This is a genomic window from Deferrisoma camini S3R1 (assembly GCF_000526155.1).
GTDB lineage: Bacteria > Desulfobacterota > Deferrisomatia > Deferrisomatales > Deferrisomataceae > Deferrisoma > Deferrisoma camini.
Map to the genome: position 1 here is coordinate 4153063 of NZ_JAFN01000001.1, position 15237 is coordinate 4168299.

The window sequence follows — 15237 nt, forward strand, 5'->3', positions numbered from 1 at the left end:
ACGACCCGGGAGACCGAATGAGACCGCGAGAACCCGTTCTTCCCCGCATCCAGGGGCCGGCAGACCTGAAGAACCTCGACCGGGCCCAGCTCGAGCAGCTGGCGGGCGAGATCCGGGCGTTCATCCTGGAGAAGCTGTCCCCCGTGGGCGGCCACCTGGCATCCAGCCTGGGGGTGGTGGAGCTCACCGTGGCCCTGCACCGGGTGTTCGACTCGCCCGAGGACCGGATCATCTGGGACGTGGGCCATCAGTGCTACGCCCACAAGATTCTCACCGGCCGGCGCGATCGGTTCGGCACCATCCGCCAGGCGGGCGGGCTCTCGGGGTTCCCCAAGCGCAGCGAGAGCCCCCACGACGCGTTCGGCACCGGCCACTCGTCCACCTCGATCTCCGCGGCCCTGGGAATGGCCGTGGCCCGGGACCTGGCCGGCGAGGCCCGCAAGGTGGTGGCCGTGATCGGCGACGGCTCCATGACCGCGGGGCTGGCCTTCGAGGGGCTCAACCACGCCGGCCACCTGGACCGGGACCTGGTGGTGGTGCTCAACGACAACGAGATGAGCATCTCCCCCAACGTGGGGGCCCTGTCGTCGTACCTCTCGAGGATCCTCACCGGCGACCTGTACTCCCGGTTCCGCAAGGACGTGGAGGAGTTCCTGAAGGCCATCCCCAGCCTGGGCGGGGCCATGGCCCGGCTGGCCAAGCGGGTCGAGGAGCACGTAAAGGGGTTCTTCTCGCCGGGCATGCTGTTCGAGGAGCTGGGGTTCACCTACGTGGGGCCGATCGACGGCCACAACGTGGGCCACCTGGTCGCCGCGTTCGAGAACGTGAAGAAGTTTCGCAAGCCGGTGCTGGTGCACGTGGTGACCCAGAAGGGGAGGGGCTTTCCCCCGGCCGAGAAGGCCCCGACCCGGTTCCACGGGGTGGGCCCGTTCGACCCGTGCAACGGCCGGAGTCGGCCCGGCTCGGGGGCCGCCCCGAGCTACACCGCGGTGTTCCGCGACACCCTGATCGAGCTGGCCGAGAAGGACCCCCGGATCGTGGCCATCACGGCGGCCATGCCCGAGGGGACCGGGCTCGACGGGTTTCGGGAGCGGTTTCCCGACCGGTTCTTCGACGTGGGCATCGCCGAGCAGCACGCCGTGACCTTTGCCGCCGGTCTGGCGGCCGAGGGGTGGAAGCCGGTGGTGGCCGTCTACTCCACCTTCCTCCAGCGGGCCTACGACCAGATCGTGCACGACGTGGCGCTCCAGGGCCTGCCGGTGGTGTTCGCCCTGGACCGGGCCGGCCTGGTGGGGGCGGACGGACCCACCCACCACGGCGCGTTCGACCTCTCCTACCTGCGCCACGTGCCCGGCGTGGCCGTGCTGGCCCCGGCCGACGAGGACGAGCTGCGCCACGCCCTGGCCACGGCCCTGGCCCTGGGTCGGCCGGCCGCGGTGCGCTACCCCAGGGGGCCGGGTGCGGGCGCCAGCCTGGAGGGGCCTCCCCGGCCGTGGCCCGCGGCCGAGGGCCGGCTGGTGCTGGGCGACCCGGCTGATCCAGGGGTGGCGGTGGTGTCGGCGGGCACCGTGGCGAAGGCCGTGCGGCAGGCCGTGGAACGGGCCCGGGCCGAGGGGGTTCAAGCGTCGTGGTTCGACGCCCGATACGTAAAGCCACTGGATCGTGAGGGAATCGTGGGCCTGGCCTCCCGGGCCCGGGGCCTGGTGACCGTGGAGGAGAACGCCCTGGCCGGCGGGTTCGGCTCGGCCGTGCTGGAGTGCCTGGTGGACGAGGGGGTGGCCCTGCCCCGGGTGCGGCGCCTGGGCCTGCCGGACCGGTTCGTGGAGCACGGCACCCAGGAGGAGCTCCGGCGGTCGGTGGGGCTCGACGCCGACGCCGTGTATGCGGCCATCCGGGATCTGGCGGGGTGAGCCGGGGCGTCCGGATCGACGAGCTGCTGGTGGAGCGGGGGCTCGCCCCCACGCGCCAGAAGGCCCGGGCCCTGGTGCTGGCCGGCCTGGTGGTGGCGGGGGACCGGCGGGTGGACAAGCCGGGCCAGCGGGTGGACCCGGCCTCCGAGGTCCGGCTGAAGGGGGAGCACTGCCCCTATGTGAGCCGGGGCGGGCTCAAGCTGGAGGCCGGGCTCCGGGCGTTCGGCCTGCGGCCCGAGGGTCGGGTCTGCGCCGACGTGGGTGCGAGCACCGGGGGGTTCACGGACTGCCTGCTCCAGCATGGGGCCCGGCGGGTGTACGCCATCGACGTGGGCTACGGCCAACTGGCCTGGAAGCTGCGCCAGGACCCCCGGGTGGTGAGCCTGGAAAGGCAAAACATCCGCACCCTGCCGGCCGACGCCGTGCCCGAGCCCGTGGACCTGGCCGTGGTGGACACCTCGTTCATCTCCCTGGCCCTGGTGCTCCCCCGGGTCTGGGGTCTGCTCCGGCCCGGCGGGGAGGTGGTGGCCCTGGTGAAGCCCCAGTTCGAGGTGGGCCGGGAGCACGTGGGCAAGGGCGGGGTGGTTCGCGATCCCGAGCTGCGGCGGCAGGCCCTCGAGCGGGTCCTGGACACGGCCCGCCGGATCGGGTACGAGGTGTTGGGCACGGTGGAGAGCCCCGTGCCCGGGGCAAAGAAGGGCAACGTGGAGTTCCTGGCCCACCTGCTGAGGCCGGGAACGCGGGGGGAGACGAGGTAGGCCGATGGCGATCTTCAACTACGCAGCCCGGGAACTCACCGCCAAGATCGTGTACTACGGGCCGGGCCTGTCGGGAAAGACCACGAGCATCCAGTACATCCACTCCCGGATCAGCCCCAAGAACCGGGGGAAGCTGGTGAGCCTGGCCACCGAGACGGACCGGACCCTGTTCTTCGACTTCTTCCCGGTGGACTTCGGCCGGGTGGGGGGGTTCCGGGTGAAGTTCAACTTCTACACCGTACCCGGCCAGGTGTTCTACAACACCACCCGCAAGCTGGTGCTCAAGGGCGCGGACGGTGTGGTGTTCGTTGCCGACTCCCAGCCCGGCATGATGGAGCAGAACCTGGAGAGCCTGGAGAACCTGAAGGAGAACCTGAAGGCACACGGCATCGACTGGGAGACCGTGCCGTTCGTCATCCAGTACAACAAGCGCGACCTGCCGGGGGCTCTGCCCGTGGAGGAGATGCGCCGCCACCTGAACCCCCGGGGGGTGCCGGACTTCGCCACCACCGCCACCACGGGCGAGGGCGTGATGGAGGCGATGAAGACCATCTGCAAGATGGTCCTGGAGGACATCCAGCGCAAGCAGCGCCGGGGCGCCGGCCGCCAGGCCGCGGCCAAACCCGCGCCGACCAAGCCGGCGCCGGCCGAGCGGGCCGAGGCGCCGCCCGAGCCGGCGGCCGGGGGCAAGGTGCAGGACATCCGGGAGGTGCAGGCCCGGGCGGCCCGCAGGGCGGCCGAGGCCGAACCCCCCCGGGTGGAGCGGACCCTGGTTGTGCCCGTGCAGGGCGCCGGCCCCACGAACGTGCAGGTGGCCATCCCGTTGGAGCTGGAGATCCAGGAGGGGGTGGAGGCGGTCCAGCTCCAGGTGCACATCCGGGTGGAGTACCTGACCGGCGGGGCCGGGGAGGTCCGCTTGCGGGAGGCGACCGCCCAGGAGGCCCGACCGGCCCCTCCGAAGAAGAGGGGGTTCCTCGCCCGTCTGTTCGGCCGCGGGTAGCCGATGGAGCCCCCGGTCTACTTCATCGGGGCGGGGCCCGGCGCGCCGGACTACCTGACCCTGGAGGGGCTGCGCGCCCTCGAGCGGTGCGTCGCGGTCCTGGCCCCGGCCTCGTTCCAGCGCAGCTTCTCGGACCTGCTGGCCGGCAAGGACCTGGAGAGCCCCTTCGCCCTGCCCCATGCCGGGGTGGTGGGCTGGATCGAGGAGCGGCTGGCCCGGGGGCCGGTGGGGGTGCTGATCCCAGGGGACTTCAGCGTGTTCTGCCCCTTCCAGTCGTTCGTGGCCGCCTTCGGTCCCCGGGCCCGGGTGATCCCCGGGGTGGGGGCCCATGCGGCGGCCGCGGCCCTGCTCCGGAAGACCTTCGACCTGCCCGAGGTGGCCCATGCCACCGTGATCACCAGCCCCCGGGCGTTCGGCCGGGCCGGCTCGTCCATCACCCTGCGGGACTTCGCCAAGCCCGGTCACACCCTGGTGCTCTACATGAACGACCGCCCGCTGACCGAGCTGGCGGCCGAGTTGCGGGCCGGGTACGGCGCGGACGTGCCGATCGCCATCGTGGAGAACATCGGCTGCCCGGACGAGCGGGTGACCGTGGCCACCCTCGATACGATCGCCGATCGGCTCGGCGACCGGGACCCGTTCGGCCTGGGCTCGTCCGATCCGGAGCCCGCCCTGGCCCTGGTGGTGGTGGGCGAGGTCCTGGCCCGGGACGAGGACCCGTCGTGGTGGGACCGCCGGTACGAGAGCGTGTGGAAGCCGAGGAAGATGAGGTAGGGTCGGTCGTCGGTCCACGGTCCGTGGGGTGAAGGAGGAGCGTCGCGTGGTTGAGCCGGCTTCGAGCCCGACCCCTGCGGGGCCGGGCATCCTGGCCCCGGTGGACGGTCCCCACGAGGTGGAGCCCCTGGCCGCGGCCGGGGCCACCGACCTGTACGGCGGGGTGTGGGCGCCCGCCGGCGAACCGGGCCTGTCGGTCACCCAACGGACCTTTGCCTCGGCCCACTTCGCGGACGAGGCCGCCCTGCGGGCCGCGATCCGGACGGCCCGGTCCCTGGGCCTCGGGTTCCACCTCACCCTGAACGCCCCCCTCTACGTCCCCCAACGCCTGGAAAGCCTGCTGGCCCTGGCCGGCCGGGCCGCCGAGTGGGGGGCCACCGGCGTGATCGCGGCCGACCCGGGGCTTCTGGCCGCCCTGGCGGATCGGGATCTCGGGCTGGTCCTCACCCTGTCCACCCTGGCCGGGGCGCTCCACGCCGAAGCGTTCCGGTTCTTCCAACGGTACGGGATCTCCCGGGCGGTGCTGCCGCGACACCTGACCCTGGAGGAGGTGGGCGCGGTCTGCCGCGGCGTGCCCGGGGTGGAGTTCGAGGCGTTCGTGCTGGTGGGGGCCTGCCCCAACGAGGAGTCCCTGTGCACCTTCCAGCACGTGAGCCCCTCGAAGCGGTGGCCGTGCGAGATCCCCTATCGCCTCACGGACGGAGGCGGCGCGCCCCTGGCGGCCGACCACCCCCTGGAGCGGTGGCATCGGGCCTGGGGCCGGGCCGACCGAAGGCTGGGGTGCGGGCTGTGCGCCGTGCCCCGGTGGGTGGAGGCCGGAGTGCGGCACCTCAAGATCGTGGGCCGCGGTGGGCCCACGGCCCAGAAGGCGGCCAACGTGGCGCTCGTGGCCGCCGTGACCCGGGGCGAGGTGGCCGACGTGCCCCGCGCCTACCGCCAGCGGTTCGGCCGGCCGTGCCACCGGCTCGTGTGCTACGCCCGGGAGCTGTGGCCGGGCCGGCCGGCGTCCTGAACGCCCAACTCAACGTCCGGGCACCCGGAACCGGGCCAGGAGGGGGGCGTGGTCCGAGCCCGCGTCGAAGGGGTCGAACCCCGGTCCCTCCAGGGCGGGCCGGAGCCGCTCGTTGTGAACCTCGGCCCCGGCAAAATGGGGCAGGAGGGCCTGGGAGATCAGGATGTGGTCGAGCATCTCCTTGCGGCCCCGGTACATCTGGGTGAACCGCCGGTCGGCCGGGATCGCCTCCTCGCAGGCCACCAGCTCCAACGGGGCCAGGGATGGGCTGTCGCAGGCCCGAGCATCGCCGGCCACGATGCGCAACCCCTCGGAGTCGAGGCCGTCGTTGAAGTCCCCCAGCACCACCACCCGGGCCTCGGGGTCCCGCCGCAGCAGGTGGTCCACCGCCCGGCGGATCTGCACGGCCTGGGCCAGGCGCTTGGCCTCGGTCACGAGCCGCCCCTCCCCGGCGTCCCCCAGGCTCTGCCACCGGTCGGCCTGGCCCTGACCCTGGAGCTCGCGGGTGTAGGACGGGATCTTGGACTTCCAGTGGACCACGATCAGCGTGATCGGGAACCCGGGCACGTCCCAGGTCACCTGTAGGGCCGGCCGGCTGAACGCACCCCGGATCGCCACCTCCAGCCCGGCCCGGCGGTCCACCACCTCCAGGTCGATGCCAGCGGCCACGCTGCGGCCGTCGGAAAGGGGGAACCGGGAGAACACGCCGCACCGCAGCGGGCTCGGGCCCCGCTCGGCCAAGGCCACGTGGGGGTAGCCCAGGCCGTCCAGGAGGGGATCGAGAAGCTCCGGGTCCACCAGCTCCTGGAACGCCACCGCATCCGCGTCCAGGCGCCGGATGGCCCGGCGCAAGGCCTCGAGGTGCTTGGGGGTCCGGGCCCGCGTCTGGGGGGTGTCCTCGTCGGGCCGCACGCCCAGGTTCTCCAGGTTGTAGGTGGCCAGCCGCAGCTCCCGATGTGGCACGACGTCCCCCTTCAGTCGTCCCCCGAGGCCCTCCCGACCGGGGCCACGGAGAGGCGGGCCAGGGTGTCTTCGAGCTGGTCCGCCGTCAGGAACCGGGTGTCGCTCCGGGCCCGTCCCTGGGGGTCCACCAGCACCAGTCGGGGGATCACCCGGACCTTATAGGCCGGGATGGCCTCGCCCTCGGGGTCCAGCAGGATCCGGTGGGGGTACGTGCGGGGTTTCGCCCGGACCTTGGGGGCCACCACGTCCGCCCCCTCCCGGAGGAACACCTCCACCACCAGCACCCCCCGTCTCTCCAGCTCCGGCGTCAAGCGGTTGAGCTCCTCCACCTGGAGCTCGCACTGGGGGCACCAGGTGGTGCCGAACTTCAAAAGGGTCCAGCCCCGGATCGTTCCGGAGATCGTCGCGGGCCGGCCGTCCAGGTCCTGGAGCGTAAGGTCCGGCACGGGGGTGTCGACCCCGCCGTAGGTGTCGGCCGCAGGGGCCCGAAACCCACACAGGAAGAGGGCCGCGACCACCACGGCGGCCACGGGGAAGGAAAGGCGCACGGAAACCTCCTTCGAGCGTGCGTGGGAAGGGAACGTCCGGCTCGGCCCGGGAAGGCTCCGCCCCCCAGCCGGTCCGCCGACGTCGTCGAGGGAACCATTCTGTCTCAAGCCATGGGGAAACGCAAAGAAACGGCCGTCACCGGGCCCACAGGACCCTGGCGCCGGTTACGAGCAACGCGAGGCCCAACCCCCTTCGAAGGGTCACGGGCCGGGCCCCCTGGGAGCAGCGGGCTCCCCACCGGGCGGCGGTGAGGGCGGCCCCTCCGGCCAGGATCCACGCGGGCAGGTGCACGAACCCCAGGGTGGCCGGGACGGGGTTCGCGGCTTGGATGCCCAGCGCCACGTACACGGCCGTGGCCGGGGCCGCCGAGAACAGCATGAGCCCCGCGGCCGTGCCCACTGCCTGGTGGGCCGGTTGCCGCCCCGGCCCCGTGAGCAGCGGCACGAAGAGCACCCCGCCGCCGATCCCGAACACCGAGGCCACGGCGGCGGTCAGCCCCGCGGCCGCGGCGAGGAGCGACGGGGCAAGGCTTCGGCGCCACGACCCGGGGCGGGGGAGCCATTGGCCGAGGCCCAGGAGGACCAGGAAGCCGCCGAACGCCCCCTGGAGGGCTGCTGGATGAGCCTTCGCTGCGAGGGCCCCTCCCAGAACGGCGCCGGTCACCACGGCCGGGGCCAGGCGCCGTACCAGGGCCCGGTCCACCCGGCCGGCCCGGGCCTGGACCCGCAGCGCGGCCGCGGCCGCCAAGAGCACCACGGCCTTGGACGTGCCGATGGCCGTGGCCACCCGGGCGGGGGGATAGCCCAACAACCGGAACAGCTCCATGAACCCGGGCACCAGGAACACGCCGCCCCCGATCCCCAGGAACCCGGCGGCCCACCCCGCGCCCAGACCCAGGGCCGGGAACCACAGCCAGGTCACGGCCGGCGCCCGGAGCCCGGCTCACCCACGGTGGACCATCACGTGGACCTTTCGGGTGCGCGGGCCGTCGAACTCGGCCAGGTAGATCCCCTGCCAGGTTCCGAGGACCAGCCGGCCCCCGGCCACCGGCACCTGGACCGAGGACCCCACCAGGGTGGCCTTGACGTGGGCGTCGGAGTTGCCCTCGGCGTGCCGGTACGGCCCGTTGCGGGGCACGAGCTCGGCCAGGTGGGCCAGGAGGTCGGCGGCCACGTCCGGGTCGGCGTTCTCGTTGATGGTGACGCCGGCCGTGGTATGGGGCACGAACACCGTGCACAGCACCGCGTCCGTTCCCTCCACGGCCCGAGCCACCTCGCGGGTGATGTCCACGAAGCACTCCCGGCGTGGCGTCTTCACGGAAAGCGTATGCATGGTAACCTCGGTCGTTGGTCGTTGGTCGTTGGTCGTTGGTCGAAAAGGGCACGCAGCTGGCAACGCTTTCGTTGGGATCCGTAACGGTACCACAGGCGGGGCCCGCCGGCCCAACGGCCGTGCGATTCCGCGGGGTTCCTTGACTTGCCCTGGGGGGTCGGGTAAGAAGGGCGGCCGTTGGAGGGACCCATGGCGGTCTGGGCCATCGGAGACGTACACGGGTGCCGGGAGCTCCTCGAAGGGCTGTGGGAGGAGATCTCCCCGGGCCCGGGGGACACGGTGGTGCTCCTGGGAGACCTGATCGACCGGGGCCCGGACCCGGCCGGGGTGCTGTGGTTCGTGCGGGAGCGGGCCCGCACGGGCCGGGTCGTGGCCCTTCGAGGCAACCACGAGGACCTGTGCCTGCGCTGGCACCGTGCCCGGTCCGAGGCGGACCGGGGCCTCTGGATGGCCAACGCCGGGTACACCACCCTGGAGAGCTACGGGTTCGCCCCCGGGGACCCGGCCGCCGAGCTGCCCGCCGAGGACCTGGCGTTCCTCCAGGCCATGCCCCTGTGGCACCGGGAGGAGGGGGTGGTGTTCGTGCACGCCGGGCTCCGGCCCGGGGTCCCCCTCGAGGAGCAGGACCCCGAGGACCTGCTGTGGATCCGCGACGAGTTCTACCGGCATCCCGAGGCGTTTCGGGAGCGGATCGTGTTCGGCCACACCCCGTTTCGGCGGGTGCTGCGCAACGGCCCCCTGGTGGGCATCGACACCGGAGCCGTGTACGGCGGCTGCCTCACGGCGTATGAGCCGTTCGAGGAACGGGTGGTCCAGGTGGGGGCCGAGGACGGAGGCCGGTTCGCTTGGTAGCCTCCCAGGCCCCTGGGGAGCCGGGCGACGAGGGAAGGTAGCTGGTTTGGGCCGGGGCGGGCTAGAAACTAGAAACCAGAGACTAGAGACTAGAGACTAGAGAAATCTTGGGGACCTCGGTCCGTTGGGGGGCGGGGGGCGACCACGGGTTTCACCACCAAAGGAGGAGAACCGATGTACACCATCACCGACATCGTGGCTCGGGAGATCCTGGATTCCCGCGGGAATCCCACCGTGGAAGTGGATGTCCATCTCTCTTCCGGCGTGGTGGGCCGTGCGGCCGTGCCCTCGGGCGCGTCCACCGGCGAGCACGAGGCCGTGGAGCTCCGGGACGGGGACGAGGCCCGGTACGGGGGCAAGGGGGTGCTGCGGGCCGTGGAGAACGTGAACTCGTCGATCGCACCCGAGCTGATCGGTTTCGACGTGCGCGACCAGGTGTCGATCGACGCCCGCCTGGTGGAGCTGGACGGCACCCCCAACAAGGAGAAGCTGGGGGCCAACGCGATCCTGGGCGTGAGCCTCGCCTGCGCCAAGGCAGCGGCCGAGGCCTCGGAGCTGCCGCTGTACCGGTACGTGGGGGGCACGGGGGCGTCCCTGCTGCCGGTGCCGTTGATGAACATCCTCAACGGCGGCGCCCACGCGGACAACAACGTGGACATCCAGGAGTTCATGATCGCGCCGGTGGGGGCTCCGTCGTTCCGGGAGGCCCTGCGCATGGGCGCCGAGGTGTACCACAGCCTCAAGAAGATCCTGAAGGAGAAGGGCCACCGCACCTCCGTCGGGGACGAGGGCGGGTTCGCGCCCGACCTGGGGAGCAACGAGGAGGCCCTGGAGGTGATCCTGGCCGCCATCGATCGGGCGGGCTACACCCCGGGCCAGGACGTGCTGATCGCGCTGGACGCGGCCGCCAGCTCGTTCTACCGGGGCGATCACTACTACCTGGAGGCCGAGGCCGAGCCGAAGAAGTCCGCGGACGACCTGATCGCGTACTGGGAGCGGCTGGTCGCCAAGTACCCGATCTTCTCCGTGGAGGACGGCCTCGACGAGAACGACTGGGACGGGTGGAAGGGCATGACCGACCGGCTGGGCGGCCGGGTCCAGATCGTGGGGGACGACCTGTTCGTGACCAACACCGAGCGGCTGCGCTCGGGCATCGCCATGGGCGTGGCCAACTCGATCCTGATCAAGGTGAACCAGATCGGGACCCTGACCGAGACCCTGCAGGCCATCGAGATGGCCCACAAGGCCGGGTACACCACCGTGATCTCCCACCGGTCGGGGGAGACCGAGGACACCACGATCGCGGACCTGGCGGTGGCGGCCAACGCCGGCCAGATCAAGACCGGCGCCCCCTGCCGCACCGAGCGGGTGGCCAAGTACAATCAGCTCATCCGGATCGAGGAGAACCTGGGCGCGGCCGCCCGATACGCGGGCCCGGCCGTGGCGGCCCGTCGGGAGGGGTAGGGCCGCGTTCCCGGGGAGGGGGCAAGGTCCGCCGCTCGGCGGAGGGGAAAAACGAGACGGCGCCCCGGCCTCGGCCGGGGCGCAGGTGTGAACCGGAACCGACATCGAAACGAGGAGGAGTTGCCGATGGCTGTGGAACGTACCCTTGCGATCATCAAGCCCGACGCCACCGCCCGGGGCATCGCGGGCAAGATCCTCGCCCGCATCGAGGAGGAGGGCTTCACGGTGCGGGCCATGAAGATGGTGCGGCTCACCAAGAAGCAGGCCGAGGGCTTCTACGCGGTGCACCGGGAGCGGCCGTTCTTCGGGAGCCTGACCGACTTCATGTCCAGCGGGCCGGTGGTGGTGATGTGCCTGGAGCGCGAAGGTGCCATCGCCAAGTGGCGCGAGGTGATGGGCGCCACCAACCCGGCCGAGGCGGCCGAGGGCACCATCCGCAAGCTTTACGGGGTGGACGTGGAGAAGAACTCGGTGCACGGCTCTGACGCCCCCGAGACCGCGGCCACCGAGATCGCGTTCTTCTTCACCGGCTTGGAGCTGGTGTAGGGCCGGTTCGCCCCTCCGGGGGTGCGGGCCGGGTCACTCCCCCGGCCCCATCCCCGGCGGCAGGCCCCGGGGCAGGTCGGCCGGCATGCCCGGAGGGGCCTGCATCGGCACCGGGGTCTCCCGGATGGCGGACCTGGCGTCGGTGCCGTGGGCCAGGAGCTCCATGGTGGTGGTGGCCGTGTCCGAGGTGACCACACCGAAGGGCTTCACCTCGGGCACGAAGTCGTAGGTGGCCCGGACCCTGCCCCCGGCGTCCACGATCCGGTGGACCTCGGCCTCGAACGTGCCGGCCGGCACGGTCACGGTTCGCCGGCCGGAACGTTCGACCCGCCATCCCTGGGTCTCGGCGGCCGACACCCCGCTTCGGCGCTCGAACATGTGCACGGCCATGCGGCGGCCCATGGCCACGAAGTCCTTGGGCATCTCCGTGGCCGGCCGATCGCCGCTCTTCAAGATGAGCCGCTCGATGTTGTCGGGCCGGTCGGGGTCGCCCCGCACCAGCATCTTCACGATGTTCCGGCTCTGGCCGTCGTCCTGGACCACCTCGTACCACCAGCCCCCGTCCTCGCGGCCCACGATGGCCATGCGCATGCGGGTGGCGCGGCCGGTGGCCTTCTCCTTCACGAGGTACTCGGACCACACCCCCACTTCGGGCTGAAACGTGCCGAACAGCCGGGGCACCTGGGGCGGCCCGGCCAGGGCGGGGCCGGCCGCGATCACGGCGGCGAGGACGAGGAATCGAACCGGGCGAGCCATCGGACACCTCCTGCGAGCCAACGGGCGAAAGACGGACCCTCCATGACGCGCGTTCCCAATCCCCCAACCTATCATCCGGGCCCGGCCGCGCAACCCGTGCCGGCCGAGGAGATCCGCGGCCGGATCGAGCGGTTCCGACGGGCCCTCCGGGACCGCGGCGTGGCGGGCGCGCTCCTGACCCACCGGCCGGACCGGTTCTACCTGGCGGGAACCACCCAGGAGGGGTTCCTGTGGATCCCGTCGGCCGGGGAGCCGGAGTTGTGGATCCTGCGGGACCCCACGCGGGCCGCCCGGGAGAGCCCCGTGCGGGTGGTGCCGGTGGGGTCGGGTCGGGATCTGTGGCAGCGGACCGCCCGCGCGGTCGGAGAGGGCGCGGTGGGGATCGCGGCCGACGTGATGCCCGCGGCCTGGCTGGGACGGCTCGGATCCGACCGTTGGGAGGACGTGGCCCCGGACCTGCTCGGCCTGCGGCGCCGCAAGACGCCGTGGGAGCGGGAGCGGATGGCCGGGGTGGGCCGGACCGTGGCCCGGGTGTACGAGTACGGGGCCGCCCGCCTGCGGCCGGGGGTCACCGAGGCCGTGTTCGCGGCGGAGCTGTTTGCCGAGGCGGTCCGATGGGGCCACGAGGGCCGGTTGTGGTCCCGGGGGACCTTCGAGGCCTACCCTTGGCACGTGGTGGCCGGCCCGAACACCTTGGCCGCCGGCGCGGTGGACACCCCCATGCCGGGGGTGGGCCGGTCCCCGGCGTTTCCGGTGGGCGCGAGCGACCGGCCGATCCACGAGGCCGAGCCGGTGGTGGTGGACTTCGGGATCAGTGTGGGCGGATACCAGACCGATCAGACCCGGACCTTCTGCCTGGGCCCGGCGCCGGCGTGGCTCGCGGACCTCCACCGGGCGCTGCTGGACGTGCACCGCACCGCTGCGGCCCTCCTCCGGCCCGGGGTGCAGGCCGGAGAGGTGTTCGAGGCGGCCCTCCGCCGGGCCGAGGCCCTGGGGATCGAGGGGTATCTGGGGCCGCCGGAGCGCCGGTGCCGGTTCGTGGGGCACGGGGTGGGCATCGAGACCGTGGAGCCCCCGCTGATCGCCGAGGGGTCCCGAGAGGTGCTGGCCGAGGGCGACACCATCGCGCTCGAGCCCAAGGCCGTGGTGCCCGGCCTGGGGGGCGCGGGCGTGGAGGACACGTTTCTGGTCACGGCCGACGGTCCCGTGCGGCTCACCCCCATGCCCCAGGAGCTGTGGGGGGTGGAGCGTGGACCGACGACCGGCGACCCTTGACCGACGACCGATCCCCATGGGCAACGTACGCATCACCTCCGGAACCCTGCGCGGCCGGCGGGTGGCCACGCCGGCCGGCCAGGGCACCCGGCCGCTCCTGACCCGGCTCCGGAAGAGCCTGGCCGACCTGCTGCGGCCCCGGCTCCCCGGGGCGCGGGTGCTCGACCTGTTCGGCGGGTCGGGCGCGGTGGCCCTGGAGCTCCTCTCGAACGGGGCCCGGGAGGCCGTGGTGGTGGAGCGGGACCGGACCGTGGCCGAGCTGGTGGGCCGCAACGCCCGGGACCTGGGCATGGAGGGGCGGCTCCGGGTGGTGGCCGACGACGCCCTGCGGGCCTGCCGGTCCCTGGGCCGGGCCGGCGAGCGGTTCCAGGTGGTGCTGGTGATGCCCCCCTACCACCGCGGGCTCCAGCAGGCGGCCCTCGAGGCCGTGGTGGAGTCCGGGGTGGCCGATCCGGACGGGGTGGTGGTGGTCCAGCGCCACCGTCGGGAGGCCCAGGCCGAGCACCCCGGGGCGCGGCTCGTGCGCACCCGCACCTACGGAAACACCGCCTTCGACTTCTACGAGATCGGCGGGGGAGACCCTTCATGAGCGAGAAGATCGCCGGCGTGGCCCGCCGGCCCCGGTGGGCGTGGTGGGGCGGAAAGGTCTCCGACGTGAACCCCCGTCACGCCGTGCGGATCCTCCGAGCGGCGGCCGGGTTCGAGGAGCTGATCTGGTCGGGGGGGCCGCCCCTGGACCGCGCCCTCCAGGCCCACACCCGGGCCCGCCGAAACATGGGTCGCAACGACCGGGCCGTGCTGGCCGAGGCCGTGTACCACCTGGCCCGGAACCGCGAGGCGATTCGAAGGGCCTTGCCGGACGCGGTGCCTGGCGACGGCGACCTGCTGCTTCTGGCGTTCCTGGACCGGATGGGCCTTGCGGATCCAGGGAAGGTGCCCCACCTCCCCGGCGGGGTCGCCCCGTGGCTCCAGGCCCTGGGGCGGCTGGAGCGGCTGCGGGCGGCGTGGGTGGAGCGGATCGGGGCCCGCCAGAAGGAGCCGATCCCCCGGTCCGGTCCGGTGCGAGAGGCCCTGGAGGCGCTGTTCTCGGTGCCCGGCTGGTGGTTCGACCTGGGCCCGTGGGACCGGGTGGGGGAGGCCGTGCGGGAGCTCGCGCGGCTGCGGCGGCCCCAGGAGCTGACCCTTCGCGCCCAGGCCCACCGGACCGACCGCGGCCGGGTGCTCCGGGAGCTTAGGGAGGCCGGGGTGCCGGCCCGGCCCACCGACCGGAGCCCCTGGGGCGTGCGGGTGGCCGGCCGGCACAACGTGCTCCGGCTCCCCCTGATCCGGGAGGGTCGGGCCGAGGTGCAGGACGAGGGCAGCCAGCTGGTGGCCTGCCTGTGTGACCCCAAGCCCAGGGAGAAGGTGCTCGACTTCTGCGCGGGAGGCGGGGGCAAGGCCTTGGCCCTGGCTGCGGCCATGGGGGGGCGGGGCCGGGTGGTGGCCCACGACGCGGACCCGGCCCGGCTGCGCGACACCCGCCGCCGGGCCCGGCGGGGGGGGCTGGGCAACATCCGGGTCGAGCCGTCGGCCGAGCAGGTGGGGCGCGAGGCACCCTACGACCTGATCCTGGTGGACGTGCCGTGTTCGTCGTCGGGAACCCTTCGCCGCAACCCCGACGCGGCCTGGCGCTGGACCCGGGAGGACCTGGCCCGGCTCACCCGCATCCAGGCCGAGATCCTCGACCGGGTGGCCCCCTGGGTGCGGCCGGGCGGGTTCCTGGTGTACGTGACCTGCAGCCTGCTCGAGCCCGAGAACCGGCGGCAGATCGAGTCGTTCCTCGCCCGCCACCCCGGGTTCGAGCCGGCCCCCCTCGGGGACCGCACCGGCCACGCCCCCCTGCTCGATGTGCCCGGCGCCGACCGCGGCGTCCTGCGGCTGCCCGCCGTGCTGCCCCGCTACGGCGGCGACGCCTTCTTCCTGGCCCGGCTGAGGAAGGGTGGGACGTAGGGACGTTAGGACGTTGGAACGTTGGGAGGGAGAGGGGTTCGGTTGCTCCGCATCCGG

General features: G+C 73.0%; 16 protein-coding genes. 11 read left to right on the forward strand and 5 right to left on the reverse strand.

What is annotated here, in order from left to right; all coding sequences use genetic code 11:
• The first annotated feature begins 17 nt into the window (after positions 1 to 17).
• The 5 genes from dxs to DEFCA_RS0118355 are packed head-to-tail and all read left to right on the forward strand — an operon-like array spanning position 18 to position 5454.
• Positions 18 to 1910: a 1-deoxy-D-xylulose-5-phosphate synthase gene (gene dxs, locus DEFCA_RS0118335; protein WP_025324451.1), complete on the forward strand. Its 1893-nt coding sequence runs from the start codon at positions 18 to 20 to the stop codon at positions 1908 to 1910.
• Complete coding sequence (locus DEFCA_RS0118340) at positions 1907 to 2668, forward strand: TlyA family RNA methyltransferase (protein WP_025324452.1); 762 nt, start codon at positions 1907 to 1909, stop codon at positions 2666 to 2668. Before dxs ends, DEFCA_RS0118340 begins: the two co-directional genes overlap by 4 nt.
• A 4-nt stretch (positions 2669 to 2672) precedes the next feature.
• On the forward strand, positions 2673 to 3668 hold the full coding sequence (locus DEFCA_RS21825; RefSeq protein WP_025324453.1) for a GTP-binding protein: 996 nt from the start codon (positions 2673 to 2675) through the stop codon (positions 3666 to 3668).
• A 3-nt stretch (positions 3669 to 3671) separates the two neighbouring features.
• Positions 3672 to 4442 carry an SAM-dependent methyltransferase gene (locus DEFCA_RS21135; protein ID WP_025324454.1) on the forward strand — a complete coding sequence of 257 codons (771 nt, stop codon included), beginning with the start codon at positions 3672 to 3674 and terminating at the stop codon, positions 4440 to 4442.
• Between the two features lie 46 nt (positions 4443 to 4488).
• Positions 4489 to 5454, forward strand: coding sequence for a peptidase U32 family protein (locus DEFCA_RS0118355; RefSeq protein ID WP_025324455.1), 966 nt, complete (start codon positions 4489 to 4491; stop codon positions 5452 to 5454).
• Positions 5455 to 5463: 9 nt separating this feature from the next.
• Here the strand turns inward: DEFCA_RS0118355 and DEFCA_RS0118360 are convergent, their stop codons facing one another.
• From DEFCA_RS0118360 to DEFCA_RS0118375, 4 genes are all read right to left on the reverse strand, one after another.
• Positions 5464 to 6417 carry an endonuclease/exonuclease/phosphatase family protein gene (locus DEFCA_RS0118360; RefSeq protein ID WP_025324456.1) on the reverse strand — a complete coding sequence of 318 codons (954 nt, stop codon included), beginning with the start codon at positions 6415 to 6417 and terminating at the stop codon, positions 5464 to 5466.
• Between the two features lie 11 nt (positions 6418 to 6428).
• Positions 6429 to 6965, reverse strand: coding sequence for a TlpA family protein disulfide reductase (locus tag DEFCA_RS21140; protein ID WP_025324457.1), 537 nt, complete (start codon positions 6963 to 6965; stop codon positions 6429 to 6431).
• A 136-nt stretch (positions 6966 to 7101) separates the two neighbouring features.
• The gene (locus tag DEFCA_RS0118370; RefSeq protein WP_025324458.1) at positions 7102 to 7887 is read right to left on the reverse strand and encodes a sulfite exporter TauE/SafE family protein; all 786 of its coding nucleotides are present in this window, start codon (positions 7885 to 7887) and stop codon (positions 7102 to 7104) included.
• A gap of 21 nt (positions 7888 to 7908) precedes the next feature.
• Positions 7909 to 8298 (reverse strand): secondary thiamine-phosphate synthase enzyme YjbQ, encoded by a 390-nt coding sequence (locus DEFCA_RS0118375; protein WP_025324459.1) that lies wholly within the window; start codon positions 8296 to 8298, stop codon positions 7909 to 7911.
• 189 nt (positions 8299 to 8487) lie between these two features.
• Here DEFCA_RS0118375 and DEFCA_RS0118380 point away from each other — a divergent pair, with 189 nt between their 5' ends.
• The 3 genes from DEFCA_RS0118380 to ndk all read left to right on the forward strand — a co-directional run bounded on the left by DEFCA_RS0118380 (position 8488) and on the right by ndk (position 11160).
• Entirely contained in the window at positions 8488 to 9150 is a 663-nt protein-coding gene (locus DEFCA_RS0118380; RefSeq protein ID WP_025324460.1) for a metallophosphoesterase family protein, read from the forward strand.
• A 174-nt stretch (positions 9151 to 9324) separates the two neighbouring features.
• Positions 9325 to 10614, forward strand: a complete 1290-nt coding sequence (gene eno, locus DEFCA_RS0118385) for a phosphopyruvate hydratase (protein WP_025324461.1) — start codon at positions 9325 to 9327, stop codon at positions 10612 to 10614.
• A 132-nt stretch (positions 10615 to 10746) separates the two neighbouring features.
• The gene (gene ndk / locus DEFCA_RS0118390; RefSeq protein WP_025324462.1) at positions 10747 to 11160 is read left to right on the forward strand and encodes a nucleoside-diphosphate kinase; all 414 of its coding nucleotides are present in this window, start codon (positions 10747 to 10749) and stop codon (positions 11158 to 11160) included.
• A 33-nt stretch (positions 11161 to 11193) separates the two neighbouring features.
• On the opposite strand, the gene DEFCA_RS0118395 is transcribed toward ndk, so the two are convergent.
• Positions 11194 to 11916 carry a hypothetical protein gene (locus DEFCA_RS0118395; RefSeq protein ID WP_025324463.1) on the reverse strand — a complete coding sequence of 241 codons (723 nt, stop codon included), beginning with the start codon at positions 11914 to 11916 and terminating at the stop codon, positions 11194 to 11196.
• Positions 11917 to 11958: 42 nt separating this feature from the next.
• Between DEFCA_RS0118395 and DEFCA_RS0118400 the strand changes: the two genes are divergently transcribed.
• From DEFCA_RS0118400 to DEFCA_RS24480, 3 genes are read left to right on the forward strand one after another with little or no spacing between them, the layout of a single operon-like run.
• Positions 11959 to 13191, forward strand: coding sequence for a M24 family metallopeptidase (locus tag DEFCA_RS0118400; protein WP_084319471.1), 1233 nt, complete (start codon positions 11959 to 11961; stop codon positions 13189 to 13191).
• Between the two features lie 16 nt (positions 13192 to 13207).
• Positions 13208 to 13780 carry a 16S rRNA (guanine(966)-N(2))-methyltransferase RsmD gene (gene rsmD, locus DEFCA_RS0118405; RefSeq protein WP_025324465.1) on the forward strand — a complete coding sequence of 191 codons (573 nt, stop codon included), beginning with the start codon at positions 13208 to 13210 and terminating at the stop codon, positions 13778 to 13780.
• Positions 13777 to 15180, forward strand: coding sequence for an RsmB/NOP family class I SAM-dependent RNA methyltransferase (locus DEFCA_RS24480; protein ID WP_025324466.1), 1404 nt, complete (start codon positions 13777 to 13779; stop codon positions 15178 to 15180). Before rsmD ends, DEFCA_RS24480 begins: the two co-directional genes overlap by 4 nt.
• Positions 15181 to 15237: the final 57 nt, after the last annotated feature.

Bases quoted from the DNA above. Each gene is read 5' to 3' on its own strand.
- eno (WP_025324461.1), top strand. From the start codon at position 9,325: ATGTACACCATCACCGACATCGTGGCTCGGGAGATCCTGGATTCCCGC.
- DEFCA_RS0118395 (WP_025324463.1), bottom strand. From the start codon at position 11,916: ATGGCTCGCCCGGTTCGATTCCTCGTCCTCGCCGCCGTGATCGCGGCC.
- DEFCA_RS21135 (WP_025324454.1), top strand. From the start codon at position 3,672: ATGGAGCCCCCGGTCTACTTCATCGGGGCGGGGCCCGGCGCGCCGGAC.
- DEFCA_RS0118380 (WP_025324460.1), top strand. From the start codon at position 8,488: ATGGCGGTCTGGGCCATCGGAGACGTACACGGGTGCCGGGAGCTCCTC.
- dxs (WP_025324451.1), top strand. From the start codon at position 18: ATGAGACCGCGAGAACCCGTTCTTCCCCGCATCCAGGGGCCGGCAGAC.
- rsmD (WP_025324465.1), top strand. From the start codon at position 13,208: ATGGGCAACGTACGCATCACCTCCGGAACCCTGCGCGGCCGGCGGGTG.
- DEFCA_RS24480 (WP_025324466.1), top strand. From the start codon at position 13,777: ATGAGCGAGAAGATCGCCGGCGTGGCCCGCCGGCCCCGGTGGGCGTGG.
- DEFCA_RS0118400 (WP_084319471.1), top strand. From the start codon at position 11,959: ATGACGCGCGTTCCCAATCCCCCAACCTATCATCCGGGCCCGGCCGCG.
- DEFCA_RS21825 (WP_025324453.1), top strand. From the start codon at position 2,673: ATGGCGATCTTCAACTACGCAGCCCGGGAACTCACCGCCAAGATCGTG.
- DEFCA_RS0118375 (WP_025324459.1), bottom strand. From the start codon at position 8,298: ATGCATACGCTTTCCGTGAAGACGCCACGCCGGGAGTGCTTCGTGGAC.